Origin of the sequence: Kitasatospora sp. NPDC088779, from assembly GCF_040685395.1 — a bacterium.
Lineage (GTDB): Bacteria > Actinomycetota > Actinomycetes > Streptomycetales > Streptomycetaceae > Kitasatospora.
In genome coordinates, this window is record NZ_JBFBHW010000008.1 from 17,182 (window position 1) to 35,735 (window position 18,554).

The following is an 18,554-nucleotide window of genomic DNA, read 5'->3' on the forward strand; positions in this document are numbered from 1 at the left end:
TCGAGCGTGCGAAGTCGGCCGGGCCGACTTCCCGCGCTCCTCACCGGGTCGCGGCCCGTTCGCGGGCCGGGGCGGCCTCCGGGGCTTCGGCGCCCCGGGCTCCGCCGCCCCGGGCTTCGGCGGTGCGGGCGGCCAGGGCGAGCAGCGCGCCGACCAGGCACAGGGCGGCGGCGACCAGAACGGCCCGGTCGGTGCCCGCCGCCAGGGCGCGGGCGGCGGCCTCCCGGCCGGGGCCGCCCGGTCGGGCCGAGCCCGCGACGGCCACGGTGACCGCGACGCCGAGTGCCGAGCCCAGGTACCGGGAGGTGTTGTTGGCACCCGAGCCCATGGCCGCCCGGTGCGCCGGGACGCTGCTGACGGCCAGCCGGGCCAGCGCCGCATTGAGCACCCCGCTGCCGACGCCCGCCACCGCCAGACCCGGCGCCAGCCGCAGCCAGCCGGAGCCGGGTGCCAGCCCGTACAGGCCCGCCTCGCCGAGGCCGCAGACCGCGAGCCCGACGGCGACCTGCGCGGTGGCCGACAGGTGCGCCGCCAGCCGCCGCGCCTGGAGCGCGGACAGCACCGACAGGCCCGACCAGAGCGCCAGCACCCCGCCCGCGGCCAGGCCGGACAGGCCCAGGACGCCCTGGAGCAGGGTCGGCAGGTAGCTCATGAAGCCGACCAGCGAGAGCCCGGTGAACAGGGCCCCGCCGGTGGCGGCGACGAAGCCGGGGCTGCGGAACAGCGCGAGGTCCAGCATCGGCTCCCGGACCTTCGCCTCGACCAGCCCGAACAGCGCCAGCAGCAGCACCCCGAGCGCCAGCAGCACGACGACCACCGGCCGCCCCCAGCCGCCGCGCCCCTCGGCCAGCCCGGCGATCAGGCAGGACGTCCCGGCGGCCAGCGTCAGCACCCCGTACGGATCGAGGGCGCGTGGCCGTTCGGCCCGCGACTCGGTGAGGACGGCGGCCGCGTACGCCGCCACGGCGGCGGAGACGACCGCGATCCCGCCGCTGACCGCGCGCCAGCCGGCCCACTGCCCGACCAGCGCGCCGTACACCGGGCCGACGGCGATGCCGAGGCCGACGGCGGCGCCCCAGACCCCGAGTGCCCGGATCCGGCCCGGGCCGGGCGGGTGGGCGTGGCTGATCAGGCCGAGCGCGGGTGCCAGGACGGCGGCCGAGGCGACGCCGAGCAGCACCCGGGCGGCCAGGTAGACGGCGCCGCCGGGGGCCAGCGCGGCCAGCGTCTCGGCGGCCGCGAACAGCAGCACGCCGAAGGTGAAGACCCGCTTGCGGCCGTGGTCGTCGGCGGCGCTTCCGGCGGTGAGCAGCAGGGCGGAGATGCCGACCAGGGTGCCGGTGAGGATCCAGGTCCGGCCGGTGGCCCCGAGGTGCGCGGCCTGGGCGGTGGCGGCGAGCGAGGCGGTGGGGGCGGTGTAGGCGACGGTGACCAGCGCGGTCGCGGCTGCGGTGGCGGCCAGGGTGGCGCGGGGCCGGACGGGCGCGGTGACGGGGGAGGGGCCGGGTGGTGCGGGGGACATGGGGTGTTCCTCCGGAGCGCGAACCTTAGGTCTGGTGAATGAACCTTCGTCTCGATCGGCACGCTACCACCATTGGTCTGTTCATTGAACCCGCTGTCCGGGTGGACTACGCTGACCCGCATGGCGCTGGGAACCGACTACGAGCAGCAGGACTGCGCACTGGCCCGCGCCCTGGAGGTGGTCGGCGAACGCTGGAGCCTGCTGATCCTCCGCGACGCCTTCTACGGAGTGCAGCGTTTCAACGACTTCCTCGCCCACCTCGGCATCCCCCGCGCCGTCCTCACCGCCCGCCTCAACGCCCTGGTCGCGGCGGGGGTGCTGCGCAAGGAGCCGTACCAGCAGGCGCCGCTGCGCCACGGCTACCTGCTCACCGAGACCGGCCTCGAACTGTGGGGACCGCTCTACCAGTTGAGTCGCTGGGGCGGTCGCCACGCGACCGCGGGCGGTCCGCACCACCTGTTCGCGCACGCCGTCTGCGGCACCGACCTGGACGTCGTCGGCGCCTGCCCGCGGTGCGGCGGCGCACCCGTCCCGCCGGCCGAGATCGCGATGCGCCCCAACCCCGCCCGCGGCGGCGCGCACCGGGACGACCCGGTCTCCCGCTCCCTGGTCCGCCCGCACCGGCTGCTCGAACCGATCGCCTCGGCGGCGCCGGCCGCGTAGCGAACGGCGGGCGACGGACGGCGGCGCGGCCGTCGGCAGGCTGCCGACGGCCGCGCCCACCACGCCCCGGTCACGGGTGGAACGTTACCTCCGGATTGGCGGCGGTCGGCCCGTCGAGGAGCGGCTGCCGCACGCCCTTCAGCTGGAGGTCGAAGAAGGCCGCCACGTACGAGCGGGTGAGCTCCGCGCCCCGCTCGCCCGACATCGTGGTGCCGGGAGGCTGGGGCAGGTTGAGCTTCTCGAAGAACAGCGGGAAGTCGGTGAAGGTGCCGTGGTTGGAGCCGGCGAAGGTCAACCAGCGCTTCCAGCCGTCGAGGTGTGGCCAGCTCTCCGTCCAGCTGCTGTCCTCGGCGCCGTCGGGCAGCGGGTGGCCGATCATCAGGAAGGGCTTGCCGCCGATCCCGGAGGCGGGGACCGTGACGTCCATGGTGCCGTCCAGGTCCACCCCGGCCCGGATCCGGTCGTCGGCGAACAGGGACGGGACGGTCGAGGCGCCGCCGGCCGAGTGCCCGGCCATCCCGATCCGGTCGCGGTCGATCATGCGGGCGTAGCGCCACGCCGGGTGGGGGCGGGCGGTCAGCTGGTCGAGGACGAAGGAGACGTCCTTCGCCCGGCTGTTGTCCACGGCCGCCCAGGACTCCGGGGTCGTCAGCTTGTCGCACAGCAGGCACGGGAGGGTCTGCCCGTCGGGGAACGTCGTCCCGGTGTTCTCGTAGGTGTGGTCGACCAGCGCGACGACGTACCCGCGGCTGGTCAGGTCCTCGGCGAGGCCGCTCAGCGAGGCCCGCGGCATGGTGAAGCCCGGCGACAGCACCACCAGCGGGAAGTGGCCGCCCTGCGGGCGCGCGTCGGACTTCGCCCAGGTCCGGGTGCCGGTGACCGTCTCGGTCGGGATGGTGTTGCCCGGGAGCTTCCCGTCCAGCAGCATCCGGGCGGCCGCAGGGGTCATGTACGGGGCCGCGCTGCCCGTCCCGGCCTTCGCGGGGTAGTACATCGACACCATCAGCTGGCGCGGACCGGCGGAGGGGACCCACGGATCCGGGCGGTCCCGGTCCACCAGGTGCAGGATCTCCTGGCCGACCTCGTACGGGCCGGTCGGGCGCGGCAGGTCGACGTGGACGGCGGCGGGGGCGGAGGCGTTCGTCAGGGCGGCGGGAGCGGCCAGGGCCGGCGCGGCGGCGGCGACGGACAGCGGCAGGGTGAGCAGCAGGGCTGCCGCGGCCGTGGTGGTGCGAAGTCGGTTCATGTGAGGGACGGTAGGCCGGGGGAGCGGAAGTTGACGTCCACTCAGCGGCGTAGAGATCCCTTCCGGGACGTGCGGGAGGGGACCCTTAGGGGTCGGCCGAATGGACGCCGGCCGGACCGGACCGGACCGGAGTCGTTGAGGAATCGAACTCGAACTCACCGCGGAGCAGTGAGTTCGGGAGTCCACCCCTCGGATCGTCCGCCGGTCAGAGGCTCCGGGCCCGGACCTCCTCGACGAAGGCCGCCGCCGCACCGGCGTTCGGCACCGGGAGGGTGAGCGGCAGGCCGGCCGAGTGCGTCCGGATCTCCAGCTCCCCGAGCTCCGAGGCCCGCGCGGACTGCACCTCCGTCCACCGGAACGACTCCGTCGCGGCGAGTGGGTGCGGCGGCCGGTGCACCAGCCCGCCGGCCGTCAGCGTCAGCCGTCCCCGGGCGAACCGGACGCCGCCCTCCGTGCGCAGCGCCTCGTGCAGTGCGGCCCGGAGGGTCGGGCGGAGTCGCTCGTCGAGCTCCCGGAACAGCTCGTCCAGCCGTCGCAGGTGCGCCAGTGCCAGTGGCTCGTCCGCGCCGACCAGCCAGATCCGGCCCTGCTCGCCCACTCCGTGCCGCCCGCCGGGGGCGTACTCGGTGGCCTCCACCGCACTCCACGGCAGGGGCTGCTCCGCGCCGTCCGCCCCGACCAGGACCAGCCCGCGCTCGTGCACCCGGACGGCCCGCAGGCCCGGCGCCGGCCGCAGCCGCCCGTACCCGCTCGCGGCCGTGATCGCCGCCGCGGCCACCACGGGCGCGGGCCACCACTCCCCGCTCGCCAGCCAGGCCGCCCCGGCGACAGCGGCCGCCGCCGCGTCCAGCCAGGCCCGCGTCGGCCATGGCAGCGGCCGGAACCGCCGGTACACCCGCACCGCGCGGCCGAGCCGCCCGTCGCCGTCCGCGACCGACCGAGCCCGCGACAAGGGCCACACCACCGCCACCTCGGCCACCTCCCGCTGAGCGAACACCACAACCGGAACCGCGACTGTCAGATCCTCAGCATCGACCGACCGCCGCGCCCTCGAACAGGGCCAATTCGTACCTCTTGGCCCTGAAACGACCTCACCCCATCCTCCACCTCACTCCGCCGACGGCCGCACCCGGTCCTCCGCCGGGCCCGCTCACCGCCACGCCCCGGCCTCGGCTCGTCAGCTCGTCGTCGCGTACTCGTTCTGCAGCGTGCGCAGCAGGGCCGTCCCGGTCGGATCGGCGGAGCGGCGGGTGTTCACCAGGACCACCACCCCCACCTGCTTCTCCGGATCGAAGGCCACGAAGGAGCGGAACCCGCCCGTGCCGCCGTTGTGCCAGATCTGCAGGTGGCCGCCCTGCTGGCTGTGCAGGCGGTGGCCGAGCCACCCCAGGTGCGTCCAGGCGAACGGGTTGACCCGGTGCCGGGTCTCCCGGGTGAGCGTGATCGCGGGCGCCAGCGGTGCGTCCGGTTCGCGGTCGGCGGCCAGCTGGGCCCGCAGGAGTATCGCCAGGTCGGAGGCGGTCGACCGGAGCCCGCCCATGCCGGAAATGTCCGCAAAGTCCCAGTACGGCACGGGTCGCCCGCCGGAGGTGTGCCCGTGCGCCAGCCGCTCGGACTGCTCCCGGCCCGAGCGCACGTGGGTGTCCACCAGCCCCAGCGGCTCGCATATCTCGCGCGCCACCAGCTCCTCGTAGCCGGTGCCGGTCCGGTGGGCGAGGGCCAGGCCGAGCAGCCCGGCGCCGAGGTTGGAGTAGCGGAAGCCGCGCCCGGGGCTGGCCCGCAGTCTCGTCCGGGCCAGCCCGGCGAGGATGTACTCGGTGCTGCAATGCGCGTACGGATCGGGCTTGTTGGGATTGAGCAGCGCCGTCGCCAGCATGCCCCGGGGCAGCCGGGGGAGCCCGGAGGTGTGGGTGGCGAGGTGCCGCAGGGTGATCGGCTGCCCGCCCCTGGCCGGGACGGCGGCACCGTCGGGCCGTACGTCGGCGAGCACGTCGGCGAGCGGTTCGTCGAGCGGGTCGTCGAGCCCGGTGGCGGTCCCGCCGGAGTCGGCGAGCACCAGCCGCGCGAGGGCGAGCGAGGTGAACACCTTGGTGACGGAACCGACTTCGAACAGGGTGTGCGGCCCGGGCGCGGCGCCGCCCGGACCGGTCCGCCCGGCGCCGCGGATCTCCACGGCGCCGCCGGCCAACCCGGCGACCACCGCACCGACGTGCTGGCCCGCGAGCCGGTCGGCGGTCTGTTGCACGAGGCGGGCGAGTTCGTTCATGCCTTGAGCGTAGGGGGCCGCGACCTGCGAAGTCGTCCGCCGGAACGACGATTTCAACCGCCCTCCGCTGCTCCCGCGGGAGTACGCCCCCCACATGAGTACGCCCCGCTACGCTCGGCAGCGTACGGACACCACGGTGTGATGACCGGTCCGGGCGTAGCGGGGCGCGTGGTGGGGCGGGGGCGAGCCGTCAGCAGCTCAGGTTGCCCCCGGGGACGGTGCCGAGGATCTGGACGAAGCTCTGGTACAGGCTGATCCGGTGCTGCATCTGGGCGGTGTTGTTGCCGTTGCACTCCAGCGAGCCGTTGATGCTGCGGATCGTCTCACCGAAGCCGTACCCGTTGACCATGGCGTTGTGCGCGGTCATAGTGCCCGGCCCGTTCTGGGTGTTCCAGTACCAGAGGCCGGTCTTCCAGGCCACCGCCGGGTCGGTCTGCACCAGGTTCGGATTGTGCAGCAGGTCGATGCCGAGCGCGTCGCCGGCGGCCTTGTAGTTGAAGTTCCAGCTCAGCTGGATCGGCCCGCGCCCGTAGTACGCGGCCTGCCCGGCCGGGCACCCGTACGGTTGCGAGGCGTCGCAGTAGTGCGGGTAGTTGGCGGTGTTCTGCTCGACCACGTACACCAGTCCGCCGGTCTCGTGGCTGACGTTGGCGAGGAACGCGGCGGCCTCCTGCCGGCGCACGGTGTCGCTGCCGGTGGCCGCGAAGCCGGGGTAGGCGCCGAGCGCGTCGAGCAGGCCCTGGTAGGTGTAGAAGGAGTTCCGGCCCGGGAACATCTGGTCGAACTGGGCCTGGCTGACCGGGAATCCGCCCGGGTTGGGCGGCTGGGTCGAGCCGCAGCCGTACGGCTCCCAGTACCAGGTGCTGATGACCGGGTCGTAGCCCGGGTTGTCGTGGGTGGCGCGGTAGTAGCCGCCGTTGGTGTACCGGACGATGTCGCCGGCGACGTAGGCGCGGCCGGCGACCCAGGCGGGGTAGTCGCAGGTGCCGGACGTCGGGGTCGGCGTCGGGTCGGTGGACCCGCCGCAGGAGCCCTGGTCGGCCCAGACCCCGGTGCCGCTGGTGCTCGGGGGCTCGTTCTGGGTCCACCACTTGGCGGCCCAGTTGTGCCCGTTGTACGAGACGGCCGCGCCGCCGGTGTAGGCGGTGGCCGCGCTCCACGGCGTGCCGCAGGCGGCGGCGCTGGCGGAGGCGGGGAGGAGGACCGCGACCGCCAGTGCCGTGACCACGGCGGAGAGCAGCGCGAGCAGGCGTTTCATTGACACGTCATCACCCCTTGTGCGGTGGGGGCCGCACGTCGTCGTGACAGGGACTTGAGCGGGCAGGGGATCCGGGTCCCGTGCGGGGGTGCGCCAGGGGAAGGCGGCCGACCGGGGTGTGGGCCGGTGCGGGGCCGTGAAGGCGACTCAAGCGGAGTGTTCTATACCTGTCAAGAGAGTGGGTGAAACCGGCTCGCAAATGCGGTGCGCACGCCCCCCGGCGCCCCCGCGAGCCCTCCCGGCCTCCGAGCGTCGCCCTCAGCCCCCGCGAGCCCCCTCAGTCGCCGAGCGCCGCGCGCAGTCGGGCCGCGACCTCCGCCGCCCCCGCCTCGTCCGGGTACTTCCCCCGCGGCCAGAAGAAGCCGCGCAGCCCGTCCTTCGGATTGCGCGGCACCACGTGGACGTGCAGATGCGGCACCGACTGGCTGATCCGGTTGTTCGCCGCCACGAAGCTGCCCGCCGCGCCCAATCCGCGCTCCACCGCGGCGGCCACCCGCTGCACCTGGAGGAAGAACGGCCCCACGTCGGCGGCCGGCAGGTCCGCCAGGGTGCGGTGGTGGGTGCGCGGGACGACCAGTACGTGGCCGGGGAACAGCGGCCGCCGGTCCAGGAAGGCCACCGCCGCCTCGTCGTCCAGCACCCGGTGCGCGGGCTCCTCGCCCGCCACCACCGCACAGAAGACGCAGTCCATCCGCCCATTCAAACCACCGGCGCCCGCCCCGGCACCTCCGCGATCGCGCGGTTGCGGGGCGTCACCCGTCCGGCCTCGAGCGGGTGCGGCCGCCGGGGCGGGTGGCGCACGGTGCTGGAGGGGGTCGACCAGAGGCGCGCCGTGCGCCGCACGAGGAGGTGGCCCGATGGCGGGCAAGTTCGAGGTCTACGAGGACGCCGGCGGCAAGTACCGGTTCCGGCTCAAGGCGGGCAACGGCGAGATCGTCGCCACCGGCCAGGGCTACTCCAGCAAGGAGGCCGCCCACAAGGGCGTCGAGGCCGTCCAGCGGGCGGCCAGCGACGCGCCGGTGGTGGACGTGCCCAAGGCCGCCTGAGCACGCCGAGCACCGAGCACCGAGCGCCGAGTGCCGACACCGAGTGCCGAGCACCGAGCGTCGAGCACCGAGCATCGAGCGCCGCCCGCCACGCGGCAGCACGCCGTGTGGCGGATGGCGCCGCCCGCGCCGCGGTCGTCACTCGTAGCGGTGGAGCAGCGCCTCCCGCTCGGTCTGCTCGATCATCTCGATGGTCAGCGAGTCGTCCCGCAGGTGCGAGAGGGTGATCTCGGCCGAGGTCGGCTGCGCGTCCTTGGCCAGCCAGTTCTCCGGCTTCCACGCCGAGCCGCGCAGGAAGGACTTCGGGCAGTGCGCGTACACCTCCTCGACGGCCACCACGATCGCGCTGCGCGGGGGCTTCCCGACGGCGGTCAGCTGCCGCAGCAGCTCCGGGTCGGTGGAGACGCAGGCCCGCCCGTTGACCCGGAGCGTGGTGTCCCGGCCCGGAACGACGAAGAGCAGCCCGACCCGGCCGTTCTCCAGGATGTTGTGCAGGGTGTCCAACCGCTTGTTGCCGGTGGCGTCCGGGATGGCCAGGGTGTGCTCGTCGAGGACGGAGACCACCCCGGCCGGCCCGCCGCGCGGGGAGACGTCGCAGCGCCCGGCGGCGTCCGAGCTCGCCACGAACACCAGCGAGGAGCAGGCGATCAGCCGCCGCGCGACCTCGTGCAGGTGGTCGACCTGCTTGCGGCGCGCGTGGTCGCCGGGCTGCTCGTAGATCTCGCGCAGCTGCGCCGGGTCGGTCAGCGCCCCTGCGCCGAGAGCGGCGAACAGGCTGCCCGGCGCATTCGGAGCTGCGGTTGACGACATGACAGATTCCGGTGTGCTGGTCATACCGGAAATCTAGCCGAGCCCCTTCCCGGAGCCCCCGGCCGCCAGCCGGTGCAGTCCTCGGTAAAGCTTCCCCGCCACCCCTCCCCACCAGCGGTTTTACCGTGATAATGGGGCCAGGCGCTCCGCTCGGAGGTGGTGGTCGTGATCGTGAGGATCTGGGCCGGGCAGGTCCTGGCCGGTCGCATCGAGGAATTCTGTGTGCTGCTGACAACCCAGGTGATCCCGCAGCTCGGGCGGACCGACGGTTGCCTGGGCGGTGAACTGCTGCGCTCGGTGACCGAGGACGGACACCGGGTGCTCGTGGTGAGCCGCTGGCGCGACGAGGCGGCCCTGCGCGGGTACGCGGGGCCGATGTGGCGGATCCGGCCGGTCTGGTCGGAGGGCGAGCTGTGCTACCTCGCGCACCCGCCGGTGGTCACCCACTTCACGTCGATCGCCGCACCCGCCACGCTCTGACCGCGCCCGCCACTTTCCGTACGCGCCCGCCACTTTCCGTGTGCGCCCGCCACGTTGTGGGCGTCACCTACCACCCGGCCGCACATTCCCCGCATCCGCGTGAAACAGGCCACAGCGGAAGGCTCTCCCTGGGCTTGCGCACGCCATGGCAGAATGACCCCAACAGCAGTGACGTTCAGCGCACTCCGGGGTCGGTGAAAATCCGAACCGGCGGTTACAGTCCGCGACCCGTCCGCAGCCAGCGGCCGGTTGACCAGGTGAAATTCCTGGACCGACGGTTAAAGTCCGGATGGGAGGCGTGCGCGGGCGGACGAAGAGCAGTATCCGTGGTCCCCCGGTGGACCACGGCCAGGTGAACGGCGGGAGAGGTGTCTCCCGTGCCGGGCGAGCGATCTCCCGGCAGCCTCGGCATCCCGGCGACGGGTCGTGCCGTCGGCTCGCGCGCCGTTGCCCGTCCGTGTCATCTCCCATGCCGCCCCGGAGTCCGCGCCCCCAAGCGCGAGGAGAACCCGGGTGTTCACCGGCATCATCGAAGAGCTCGGCGAGGTCGTGTCGATCGAGGAGATCGGCGACTCCTCGCGAATCCGCCTGCGCGGCCCGGTGGTCTGTACGGGTGCGCGGCACGGCGACTCCATCGCGGTCAACGGCGTCTGCCTGACCGTCGTCGACAGCCCGGATCAACTGGCGGCCGATACGGGCGAGTTCAGCGCCGACGTGATGGCCGAGACGCTGCATCGCTCCAGCCTCGGCGAGTTGAAGCCCGGCTCCCGGGTCAACCTGGAGCGCGCCATGGCGCTCGGCGACCGGCTCGGCGGCCACCTCGTCCAGGGCCATGTCGACGCCACCGGCACGCTGTTGGGCCGCGAGCCCGGCGAGCGCGACGCGGCCGGCGACCTGCGCTGGGAGGTGCTGCGCTTCTCGCTGCCCGGCACCATCTCCCGCTACCTGGTGGAGAAGGGCTCGATCACGGTCGACGGCGTCAGCCTCACCGTGGTGGAGGCCGCCCGGGACAGCTTCACCGTCAGCCTCATCCCCACGACCCTCGCGCTGACCTCGCTCGGCGCCAAGGCCGTCGGCGAGAGCGTCAACCTCGAAGTGGACGTGCTCGCCAAGTACGTCGAGCGACTGCTCGACTCCCGCACCCTTCCCCCGACGATCGCCGGAGAGTCCAAGTGAACTGGCTCAGCGGAGAAGCGTTCACCGTCTTCGGCGAGCACGTGAAGTGGGCCGACATGTTCGGCAACCTGCTCGGCCTGGCCGGGCTGGCCTTCGGCTGGCGCCGCTCGGTCTGGAGCTGGCCGCTCCAACTCCTGTCCGGCGCCGTGCTGATCGCCGCCTACCTCGGGGGCCACGTCCCCGGCCTGATCGGCAAGCAGTTGATCGTGCTCGTCACCGCCGGCTGGGGCTGGGCCCAGTGGCGGCGGGGCCGCCGGGACACCGGCACGATCGCCGTCCGCTTCGCCACCTGGCCCGAGCGGGCCGCGCTCGTGGTCGGCACCGCGGCCGGCACCGTCGCGCTGGCCTGGCTGTTCACGGCCTACCCCAGCCTGTCCTGGAGCCCCTGGTCGGACGCCTACATCTTCGTCGGCACGCTGGCCGCGATGGTCGCCCAGGCCCGTGGCTGGCTGGAGTTCTGGTTCGCCTGGATCGCCGTCGACGTGGTCGGCGTCCCGCTCGCCTTCAACAACGGCTACCCCTTCTCCGGCCTCACCTACTCGATCTACTTCGTCCTGGTGCTGCTCGGCCTGCGCTCCTGGTGGCTGAGCAGTCGTGAGCCGCGCGTCAACTCCGCCACCGTCCCGCAGGGAGTCACGGTATGACCGAGAACCACACCGCCGACCGCGACCGCGAGGCGGCACCCGAACTCGTCCTCGACCCGGTCGAGCGCGCGATCGCCGACATCGCCCTCGGCCGCGCCGTGATCGTGGTCGACGACGAGGACCGCGAGAACGAGGGCGACATCGTCTTCGCCGCCTCCGCCGCCACCCCCGAGCTGATGGCCTTCACCATCCGCTACAGCTCCGGCGTGATCTGCGCCCCGCTGACCGGCGAGGAACTGGACCGGCTCAAGCTGCCGCCGATGACCCAGGTCAACGAGGACCGCAAGGGCACCGCGTACACCGTCTCGGTGGACGCCCGGGAGGGGGTCGACACCGGCATCTCCGCCGCCGACCGCGCCCGCACCGTCCGGCTGCTGTCCTCGCCCGGCACCGAGCCCGGCGACCTCACCCGCCCCGGGCACGTGTTCCCGCTGCGCGCGGTCGAGGGCGGCGTGCTGGTGCGCCCCGGCCACACCGAGGCCGCCGTCGACCTGGCCCGGCTCGCCGGACTGCCGTCGGCCGGTGCGATCGCCGAGGTGGTCAACGACGACGGCACCATGGCCCGGCTGCCCGAGCTGGTCGCCTTCGCCCGCGAGCACGGCCTCGCGATCATCTCCATCGAGGACCTGATCGCCTACCGTCGCCGCACCGAACTGCACGTCGACCGGGCCGCCGTGACCGCCCTGCCCACCGTCCACGGCGAGTTCACGGCCGTCGGCTACCAGGGAACCATCGACGGCGTCGAGCACCTCGCGCTGGTGGCCGGCGGCCTCGGCGCGGACGGCCGGCTGCCCGAGGGCGAGGACGTCGTGGTCCGGGTCCACTCCGAGTGCCTGACCGGCGACGTGTTCGGCTCGCTGCGCTGCGACTGCGGCCCCCAGCTGGAGGCCTCGCTGCACAAGGTCGCCGAGTCCGGCCGCGGCGTGGTGCTCTACCTGCGCGGCCACGAGGGCCGGGGGATCGGCCTGGCCCACAAGCTGCGCGCCTACGAACTCCAGGAGCAGGGGCGCGACACCGTCGACGCCAACCTCGACCTCGGCCTGCCGGCCGACGCCCGCGACTACAGCATCGCGGCGCAGATGCTGGTGGACCTCGGCGTCCGCTCGCTCACCCTGCTCACCAACAACCCGGAGAAGCTCACCGCGCTCACCGAGCACGGTCTCAAGGTCAAGGGGCGCGAAGCGGTCGAGATCGCGCCGGGTGAGCACAACCTGCGCTACCTGCGCACCAAGCGCGACCGGATGGGCCACGACCTGCCCGGCCTCGACTCCTGAACCCTCCCCACGCCCCACGCATCACCCCACGCACCACCACGACGGACAGGAAGAACGAACATGAGCGGCCACGGAGCCCCCGAGCTGACCATCGACGGCGCCGCCGACCTCAAGGTCGCCGTCGTCGCCGCCCAGTGGCACGACGTCGTGATGAACGGCCTGCTGGACGGCGCCCACCGGGCGCTCAAGGAACTGGGCGTCACCGAGCCGACCGTGCTGCGCGTCCCCGGCACCTTCGAGCTGCCGGTCGCCGCGAAGCGCCTCGCCGACCACGGCTACGACGCGGTCGTCGCCCTCGGCGTGGTGATCCGCGGCGGCACCCCGCACTTCGACTACGTCTGCCAGGCGGCCACCGCCGGCCTCACCCAGGTGACCGTCGACACCGGCGTCCCGGTCGGCTTCGGCGTGCTGACCTGCGACAACGAGGAGCAGGCACTCGACCGCGCCGGCCTGCCCGGCTCCGCGGAGGACAAGGGCCACGAGGCCGTCACCGCGGCCGTCGCGACCGCCGCGGTGCTGCGCGCCGCGCTCTGAGCGCACCGCCCAGACCCGGACCGTGGACGTCCAACGGACTGTCCACGGTCCGGGACCGTTTACCGCCGGTCAGCCCGCACGCCGTAAGGTGAGTCCCATCATGGCTTCGAAGACATTCGAGGAGCTCTTCGCCGAGCTCCAGCAGAAGGCCGCCACCGGCGACCCCTCGTCCTCCCGTACCGCGCAGCTCGCCCAGCAGGGCGTCCATGCGATCGGCAAGAAGGTCGTCGAGGAGGCCGCCGAAGTCTGGATGGCCGCCGAGTTCCAGTCGGACGAGCAGACCGCCGAGGAGATCTCACAGCTCCTGTACCACGTTCAGGTGATGATGATCGCCCGCGGGCTGACGCTCGACGACGTCTACAAGTACCTCTAAACCCGAACCGCACGCCCCTCCCCACAGGTAAGGAACCAACCTCCCATGCTGCGCATCGCCGTCCCCAACAAGGGTTCTCTCTCGGGTCCCGCGGCGGAGATGCTCCATGAGGCCGGCTACCGCCAGCGGAAGGACCCCAAGGAGCTCGTCCTTGTCGACCCGAACAACGAGGTCGAGTTCTTCTTCCTGCGCCCGCGCGACATCGCCGTCTACGTCGGCTCCGGCCGCCTGGACATCGGCATCACCGGCCGCGATCTGCTGCTGGACTCGCACTCCAACGCCGAAGAGGTGCTCGCGCTCGGCTTCGCCGCGTCGACCTTCCGCTTCGCCCGCCCCGAAGGCGTGGCCGTCGAGGACGTCAAGGGCCTGGAGGGCCTGCGGATCGCGACCTCCTACACCGGCCTGGTCGAGCAGCACCTCGCCGACCACGGCGTGAAGGCGACCGTCACCAAGCTGGACGGCGCGGTGGAGACCGCGGTGCAGCTGGGCGTCGCCGACGTGATCGCCGACGTGGTGGAGACCGGCACCAGCCTGCGCAACGCCGGCCTGGAGGTGTTCGGCGAGCCGATCCTGATCTCGGACGCCGTGGTGATCCGCCCCAAGGGCGCGGGCGAGGACACCCGGGTGGACCAGTTCCTGCGCCGCCTCCAGGGCGTGCTGGTGGCCCGCCGCTACGTGCTGATGGACTACGACATCCGCGCCGAGAAGGTCGGTGCCGCCGTGGCGCTCACCCCCGGCCTGGAGTCGCCGACCGTCTCCCCGCTGCACACCGAGGGCTGGGTGGCGGTGCGCTCGATGGTGCTCCGCAAGGAGGCCCAGCAGATCATGGACGACCTGTGGGGCATCGGCGCCCGGGCCATCCTGGTCACCAACATCCACGCCTGCCGCCTCTGACCGGTGCGGCGGCGACCTCGCCCGCCGTGGTGCGGGTAAGGAACGGTTGAATGGGGCGGGGACGCTGACCGGCGTCCCCGCCCTTCGTCCGGATCCGCCCGCTGCCCGGAACCGTCGTTCCCGGGAACGACCGTTCCCCCCGAACCACCCCACCGGAGACCCCACGTGTCCACGCCGCCCGTCGAGTTCCCCGTCACCTGGGCGCCGCGCCGCACCCGCGCGGTGCTGCTGCCGGTCTGCGCGCTGCTGGTGGTGCTGTTCGCCGTGATGGCCGTGGCGCTCCCGGAGAACTGGCAGCTCAACGACCGGATCATGATGGCGGGCAGCGGCGTGCTGTTCGCGTGCGTGGGCCTGATGCTGGCCCGCCCCCGGGTGAGCGCCGACGCGCAGGGCGTGACGGTGGTCAACTTCGTCCGCAGCCGCCGGCTCACCTGGGCCGAGATCGTCCGGGTCAACTTCCGCCAGGGCGACCCGTGGGCCACCCTTGACCTGGCCGACGGCACCTCGCTCGCCGCGGTCGGCATCCAGTCCGGCGTCGGCAAGGACCAGGCGATCGCGCACGCCCGCGCCCTGCGCGACCTGGTCGAGCACCACGCCGGGGCCTGAGCCCCGCAGCGCCGCCGCCGGTCGGAGCCCGCCCGTTCCACACCGGCACCGCCGGCCCGCCGACACCCCTCCGGTCCCCGCCGGGCCTGCGAATCCTCGGCCCGGCGGGTCCGAACACTCTTCCTACCATCGTCCGGGTATGGTCTACGCTGGTAAAAGCAGGGCAAAACTTCCGTCCTGCCCGAAAGACGACTTGAGGAGTGACTTCCCCCCTCGATGGACGATCCGTCCGGTAGTACCTGCGCCGCCCACCTTCCTGTCAGCGGAAGGCAGGCGGCACTGTGATCACCGCCTGGCTGCTGTTGCTCGCAGCCCTCCTGCTGATCCTCGCCAACGGCCTGTTCGTGGCCGCCGAGTTCGCCTTCGTGACCGTCGAGCGCGGGGCTGTCGAACGCTCCGCCGAGGCCGGAGACGCCAAGTCCGTCCGCGTCTCCCGGGCCCTGCGGCACCTCTCGTTCGAACTCTCCGGCGCCCAGCTCGGCATCACCGTCACCTCGCTGGTGGTCGGCATGCTCGCCGAGCCGGCGTTGTCCACCCTGCTCAGCCCCGTCATGACCGGGATCGGCGTGCCCGAGTCGGCCGCCCGCGGCGTCGCCGTGGTCGTCGGCATGGTGCTCGCCACCGTGGTGCAGATGGTGATCGGCGAGCTGGTCCCGAAGAACTGGGCGATCTCCCGCCCGCTCCAGGTGGCCCGCGCGGTCGCCGCCCCGCACATGGCCTTCTCCTTCGCCTGCCGCCCGCTGATCAGCTTCCTCAACGGGGCGGCCGACCGGACGGTCCGCGCCTTCGGCGTCGAGCCGCAGGAGGAGCTGGACCACGCCCGGACCCCGGCCGAACTGGTCTCGCTGGCCCGCCACTCGGCCAAGGCCGGCGCGATAGACGAGGAGTCGGCGACCCTGTTCGTCCGCACCCTGGGCCTGGGCGAGCTGACCGCCGAGTCCGTGATGACCCCGCGGATCGACGTCGCCTCCCTCCAGGGCGACGCCACCGCCTCCGACGTGATCAACCTGACCCGGGCCACCGGCCTGTCCCGCTTCCCGGTGTACACCCACAGCCTGGACGAGGTCACCGGCATCGTGACCCTCAAGGACGCCCTCGCCGTCCCGGCCGCCCGGCGCGGCCTGGTCCGGGTGAGCGAGCTCACCTCGCCGCCGCTGCTGGTGCCCGAGACCCTGCCCGCCGAGCGGCTGCTCGACCAGCTGCGCCGCCTCCAGCCGATGGCCATCGTGGTCGACGAGTACGGCGGCACCGCCGGTGTCGTCACCGTCGAGGACATCGTCGAGGAGATCGTCGGCGAGGTGCAGGACGAGCACGACCCCGCCGACCGCCCCGAGCTGCTCCCGCTGCCCCCGGTGGACGGCCTGCCGGCCTGGGAGGCCGAGGGCCGCGCCCGGATCGACCAGCTGGAGGCGATCGGCCTGATCGCCCCGGACGGCCCGTACGAGACGCTGGCCGGCCTGGTCGCCGACCTGCTCGGCAAGCTGCCCGAGGTCGGCGAGCAGGCGGAGCTGCCGGGCTGGCGCTTCACCGTGACGGGTGTCGACCGGCACCGCACCAGCCAGGTCCGGGTCGAGCGCACCAGTGCGCCGGCCTCGTTCGGAGACGACCAGGAGAACGCCCGATGACCGCGCTCCAACTGGCCGTCGCCGTCCTGCTCCTGCTCGGGAACGCCTTCTTCGTCGGCGCCGAGTTCGCCGTCGTCTCGGTGCGCCGCAGCCAGATCGAACCGCTCGCCGAGGCCGGCCACAAGCGAGCCCGCACCGTGCTGCACGCGCTGTCCAACGTGTCCGCGATGCTGGCCGCCGCCCAGCTCGGCATCACCGTCTGCTCGCTGGGCCTCGGCGCCCTGGCCGAGCCGACCATCGCCAGTCTGCTGGAGGGCCCGTTCCACGCGATCGGCGTCCCGTCCGGTCTGATGCACCCGCTCTCGTACGGCATCTCGCTGGCCGTCGTGGTCTTCCTGCACATGGTGATGGGCGAGATGGTGCCCAAGAACATGGCCATGGCGGGCCCGGAGAAGGCCGCGCTCTGGCTCGGCCCGCCGCTGGACCGGCTGGCCCGCTGGCTGGCCCCGGTGATCAGCCTGCTGAACGCCATCGCCAACGGTGTGCTGCGGCTGTTCCGGGTCGAGCCCAAGGACGAGGTCGAGTCGGTGTTCACCACCGAGCAGCTGATGTACCTGCTGGTCGACTCCCGGGACGCCGGCCTGCTCGACGAGGGCCGTCAGGAGCGTCTGGAGGACGCCCTGGAGCTGGGCCACCGCCCGGTCACCGAGGTGCTGCTCAAGCCCGAGCAACTCGTCACCGTGGACACCAAGGTGACCGCCGCGGAGGTCGAGGAACTCGCCCTGCGCACCGGCTTCTCGCGCTTCCCGGTCACCGACGGCGACCCGGCCGGCCACGGCTACCTGGGCTACCTGCACCTCAAGGACATCCTCGACGTGGAGGACCCGTCCGCGCCCGTCCCGGCCCGGCTGTGGCGTCCGATCACGGTGCTGCGCGGCAGCCTCCCGCTGGACGACGCGCTCGGCGCGATGCGCCGGGCGACCTGCCACCTGGCCGCCGTGCTGGACCAGGACGGCCGCACGCTCGGTGTGGTCATGCTGGAGGACGTGCTGGAGGAGCTGGTCGGCGAGATGCACGACCCGGACCACCGCTCCGCCGCCTGAGGTTCCCCCTTTCGCTGACGGCGTGTCCGCCGCGGGCGATTCTGCTCTCAGCGTTCAGCCGTTCCCATGCCGACCACCCTGGGCGCAGGGTGGTCGGCATGAGGCTTCTCCTGCTGGGTGGAACGAATTTCGTCGGACGGGTCGTCGCCGAGGATGCGCTGGTCAGGGGATGGGAGGTGACGGCCCTCAACCGGGGTACGCAGCCCGCGCCCGCGGGCGTGACCGCACTGCTGGGCGACCGCACCGCCGAGGGCGGGCTCGCGGCGCTGGCCACGGGGGAGTGGGACGTGGTGGTGGACACCTGGTCCGGAGCCCCGACGGCGGTGCGCGACAGCGCCCGGCTGCTGGCCGGCCGGGTCGGCCACTACGCGTACGTCTCCAGCCGGTCGGTGTACGACTACCCGCTGGCGCGCGGGGCGGACGAGTCGGCGAAGGTGGTCGAGTCGTCCCCGGACGCGGAGGGCGAGGTGCCCTACGCCGAGGCCAAGCGCGGGGCCGAACTGGCCCTGGAGGCGGAGTTCGGCGGGCGCGCCCTGCTCGCCCGGGCCGGGCTGATTCTCGGCCCGCACGAGAACATCGGCCGGCTGCCCTGGTGGCTGAACCGGATCGCCCGGGGCGGCCCGGTGCTCGCCCCCGGCCCGTACGACCTGCCGCTGCAGTACATCGACGTCCGCGACCTCGCGGGCTGGCTCCTGGAGGCATCGGTGGCCCGGCTCGGCGGCGCGTGCAACGTGGTCAGCCCGGCGGGCCACACCACGACGGGCGAGCTGCTGGAGGCCTGCGTGCGGGTCACCGGCTCGGACGCGGACCTGCGCTGGACCGACCCCGAGCGCATCCTGGCGGCCGGCGTCGAGCCCTGGACGGAGCTGCCGATCTGGCTGGCGCCCGGCGAGCTGAACGACTTCCTGCACGGCGCGTCCGTGGACCGGGCGGTCGCCGCCGGGCTGCGCTGCCGGCCGGTGGGCGAGACGGTCGAGGACACCTGGGCCTGGCTGCGGTCGATCGGCGGCGTCGCCCCGCAGCGCGCCGACCGGCCGAAGGTCGGACTCGACCCCGAGCGCGAGGCCGAGCTGCTCCGGGGCTGATCCCGGCGC

General features: G+C 73.3%; 20 protein-coding genes and 1 riboswitch. Of the genes, 13 read left to right on the forward strand and 7 right to left on the reverse strand.

Translation table 11 applies throughout. The features are described 5' to 3' along the window. Positions 1 to 40: 40 nt before the first annotated feature. The gene (locus tag AB0P03_RS09435; RefSeq protein WP_363628213.1) at positions 41 to 1,522 is read right to left on the reverse strand and encodes an MFS transporter; all 1,482 of its coding nucleotides are present in this window, start codon (positions 1,520 to 1,522) and stop codon (positions 41 to 43) included. A gap of 120 nt (positions 1,523 to 1,642) precedes the next feature. On the opposite strand from AB0P03_RS09435, the gene AB0P03_RS09440 reads away from it, so the two are divergent. After that, entirely contained in the window at positions 1,643 to 2,185 is a 543-nt protein-coding gene (locus AB0P03_RS09440) for a helix-turn-helix domain-containing protein (protein WP_363628215.1), read from the forward strand. 70 nt (positions 2,186 to 2,255) lie between these two features. On the opposite strand, the gene AB0P03_RS09445 is transcribed toward AB0P03_RS09440, so the two are convergent. From AB0P03_RS09445 to AB0P03_RS09465, 5 genes are all read right to left on the reverse strand, one after another. Then, a complete protein-coding gene (locus AB0P03_RS09445; RefSeq protein ID WP_363628217.1) occupies positions 2,256 to 3,431 on the reverse strand; it encodes an alpha/beta hydrolase in 1,176 nt (391 codons plus the stop codon). A gap of 205 nt (positions 3,432 to 3,636) precedes the next feature. Next, entirely contained in the window at positions 3,637 to 4,431 is a 795-nt protein-coding gene (locus tag AB0P03_RS09450) for a hypothetical protein (RefSeq protein ID WP_363623609.1), read from the reverse strand. Positions 4,432 to 4,608: 177 nt separating this feature from the next. Continuing rightward, positions 4,609 to 5,697 (reverse strand): serine hydrolase domain-containing protein, encoded by a 1,089-nt coding sequence (locus tag AB0P03_RS09455; protein ID WP_363628219.1) that lies wholly within the window; start codon positions 5,695 to 5,697, stop codon positions 4,609 to 4,611. Positions 5,698 to 5,887: 190 nt separating this feature from the next. Further along, positions 5,888 to 6,955: a glycoside hydrolase family 19 protein gene (locus tag AB0P03_RS09460; RefSeq protein ID WP_363628419.1), complete on the reverse strand. Its 1,068-nt coding sequence runs from the start codon at positions 6,953 to 6,955 to the stop codon at positions 5,888 to 5,890. A 277-nt stretch (positions 6,956 to 7,232) separates the two neighbouring features. Next, positions 7,233 to 7,646 carry an HIT family protein gene (locus AB0P03_RS09465; RefSeq protein WP_363581666.1) on the reverse strand — a complete coding sequence of 138 codons (414 nt, stop codon included), beginning with the start codon at positions 7,644 to 7,646 and terminating at the stop codon, positions 7,233 to 7,235. A gap of 166 nt (positions 7,647 to 7,812) precedes the next feature. Between AB0P03_RS09465 and AB0P03_RS09470 the strand changes: the two genes are divergently transcribed. Further along, entirely contained in the window at positions 7,813 to 8,001 is a 189-nt protein-coding gene (locus AB0P03_RS09470) for a DUF1508 domain-containing protein (protein WP_063346479.1), read from the forward strand. Positions 8,002 to 8,139: 138 nt separating this feature from the next. Here AB0P03_RS09470 and AB0P03_RS09475 read toward each other — a convergent pair whose 3' ends face one another. Further along, a complete protein-coding gene (locus AB0P03_RS09475; RefSeq protein ID WP_363628220.1) occupies positions 8,140 to 8,811 on the reverse strand; it encodes an MSMEG_1061 family FMN-dependent PPOX-type flavoprotein in 672 nt (223 codons plus the stop codon). A gap of 165 nt (positions 8,812 to 8,976) precedes the next feature. On the opposite strand from AB0P03_RS09475, the gene AB0P03_RS09480 reads away from it, so the two are divergent. The 11 genes from AB0P03_RS09480 to AB0P03_RS09530 all read left to right on the forward strand — a co-directional run bounded on the left by AB0P03_RS09480 (position 8,977) and on the right by AB0P03_RS09530 (position 18,545). After that, positions 8,977 to 9,291, forward strand: a complete 315-nt coding sequence (locus AB0P03_RS09480; RefSeq protein WP_159398348.1) for an antibiotic biosynthesis monooxygenase family protein — start codon at positions 8,977 to 8,979, stop codon at positions 9,289 to 9,291. A gap of 177 nt (positions 9,292 to 9,468) precedes the next feature. After that, positions 9,469 to 9,596, forward strand: a riboswitch (FMN riboswitch). A gap of 208 nt (positions 9,597 to 9,804) precedes the next feature. Next, positions 9,805 to 10,467: a riboflavin synthase gene (locus AB0P03_RS09485; protein ID WP_063346476.1), complete on the forward strand. Its 663-nt coding sequence runs from the start codon at positions 9,805 to 9,807 to the stop codon at positions 10,465 to 10,467. Positions 10,468 to 10,523: 56 nt separating this feature from the next. Beyond that, on the forward strand, positions 10,524 to 11,111 hold the full coding sequence (locus AB0P03_RS09490) for a nicotinamide mononucleotide transporter family protein (protein WP_363628420.1): 588 nt from the start codon (positions 10,524 to 10,526) through the stop codon (positions 11,109 to 11,111). Beyond that, positions 11,108 to 12,385, forward strand: coding sequence for a bifunctional 3,4-dihydroxy-2-butanone-4-phosphate synthase/GTP cyclohydrolase II (locus tag AB0P03_RS09495; protein WP_363628222.1), 1,278 nt, complete (start codon positions 11,108 to 11,110; stop codon positions 12,383 to 12,385). Before AB0P03_RS09490 ends, AB0P03_RS09495 begins: the two co-directional genes overlap by 4 nt. Before the next feature lie 60 nt (positions 12,386 to 12,445). Continuing rightward, positions 12,446 to 12,919, forward strand: coding sequence for a 6,7-dimethyl-8-ribityllumazine synthase (gene ribH, locus AB0P03_RS09500; RefSeq protein WP_363581672.1), 474 nt, complete (start codon positions 12,446 to 12,448; stop codon positions 12,917 to 12,919). A gap of 100 nt (positions 12,920 to 13,019) precedes the next feature. Then, positions 13,020 to 13,292, forward strand: coding sequence for a phosphoribosyl-ATP diphosphatase (locus AB0P03_RS09505; protein ID WP_363581674.1), 273 nt, complete (start codon positions 13,020 to 13,022; stop codon positions 13,290 to 13,292). A 45-nt stretch (positions 13,293 to 13,337) separates the two neighbouring features. Further along, positions 13,338 to 14,186: an ATP phosphoribosyltransferase gene (gene hisG / locus AB0P03_RS09510; RefSeq protein WP_350883551.1), complete on the forward strand. Its 849-nt coding sequence runs from the start codon at positions 13,338 to 13,340 to the stop codon at positions 14,184 to 14,186. A 165-nt stretch (positions 14,187 to 14,351) separates the two neighbouring features. Then, a complete protein-coding gene (locus AB0P03_RS09515) occupies positions 14,352 to 14,792 on the forward strand; it encodes a PH domain-containing protein (RefSeq protein ID WP_350883553.1) in 441 nt (146 codons plus the stop codon). Positions 14,793 to 15,073: 281 nt separating this feature from the next. Next, positions 15,074 to 16,417 carry a hemolysin family protein gene (locus AB0P03_RS09520; protein ID WP_363581676.1) on the forward strand — a complete coding sequence of 448 codons (1,344 nt, stop codon included), beginning with the start codon at positions 15,074 to 15,076 and terminating at the stop codon, positions 16,415 to 16,417. Next, positions 16,414 to 17,460 carry a hemolysin family protein gene (locus AB0P03_RS09525; RefSeq protein ID WP_363623619.1) on the forward strand — a complete coding sequence of 349 codons (1,047 nt, stop codon included), beginning with the start codon at positions 16,414 to 16,416 and terminating at the stop codon, positions 17,458 to 17,460. The genes AB0P03_RS09520 and AB0P03_RS09525 overlap by 4 nt, the downstream gene beginning before the upstream one ends. A gap of 98 nt (positions 17,461 to 17,558) precedes the next feature. After that, a complete protein-coding gene (locus tag AB0P03_RS09530) occupies positions 17,559 to 18,545 on the forward strand; it encodes an NAD-dependent epimerase/dehydratase family protein (RefSeq protein ID WP_363628224.1) in 987 nt (328 codons plus the stop codon). Positions 18,546 to 18,554 lie beyond the last annotated feature (9 nt).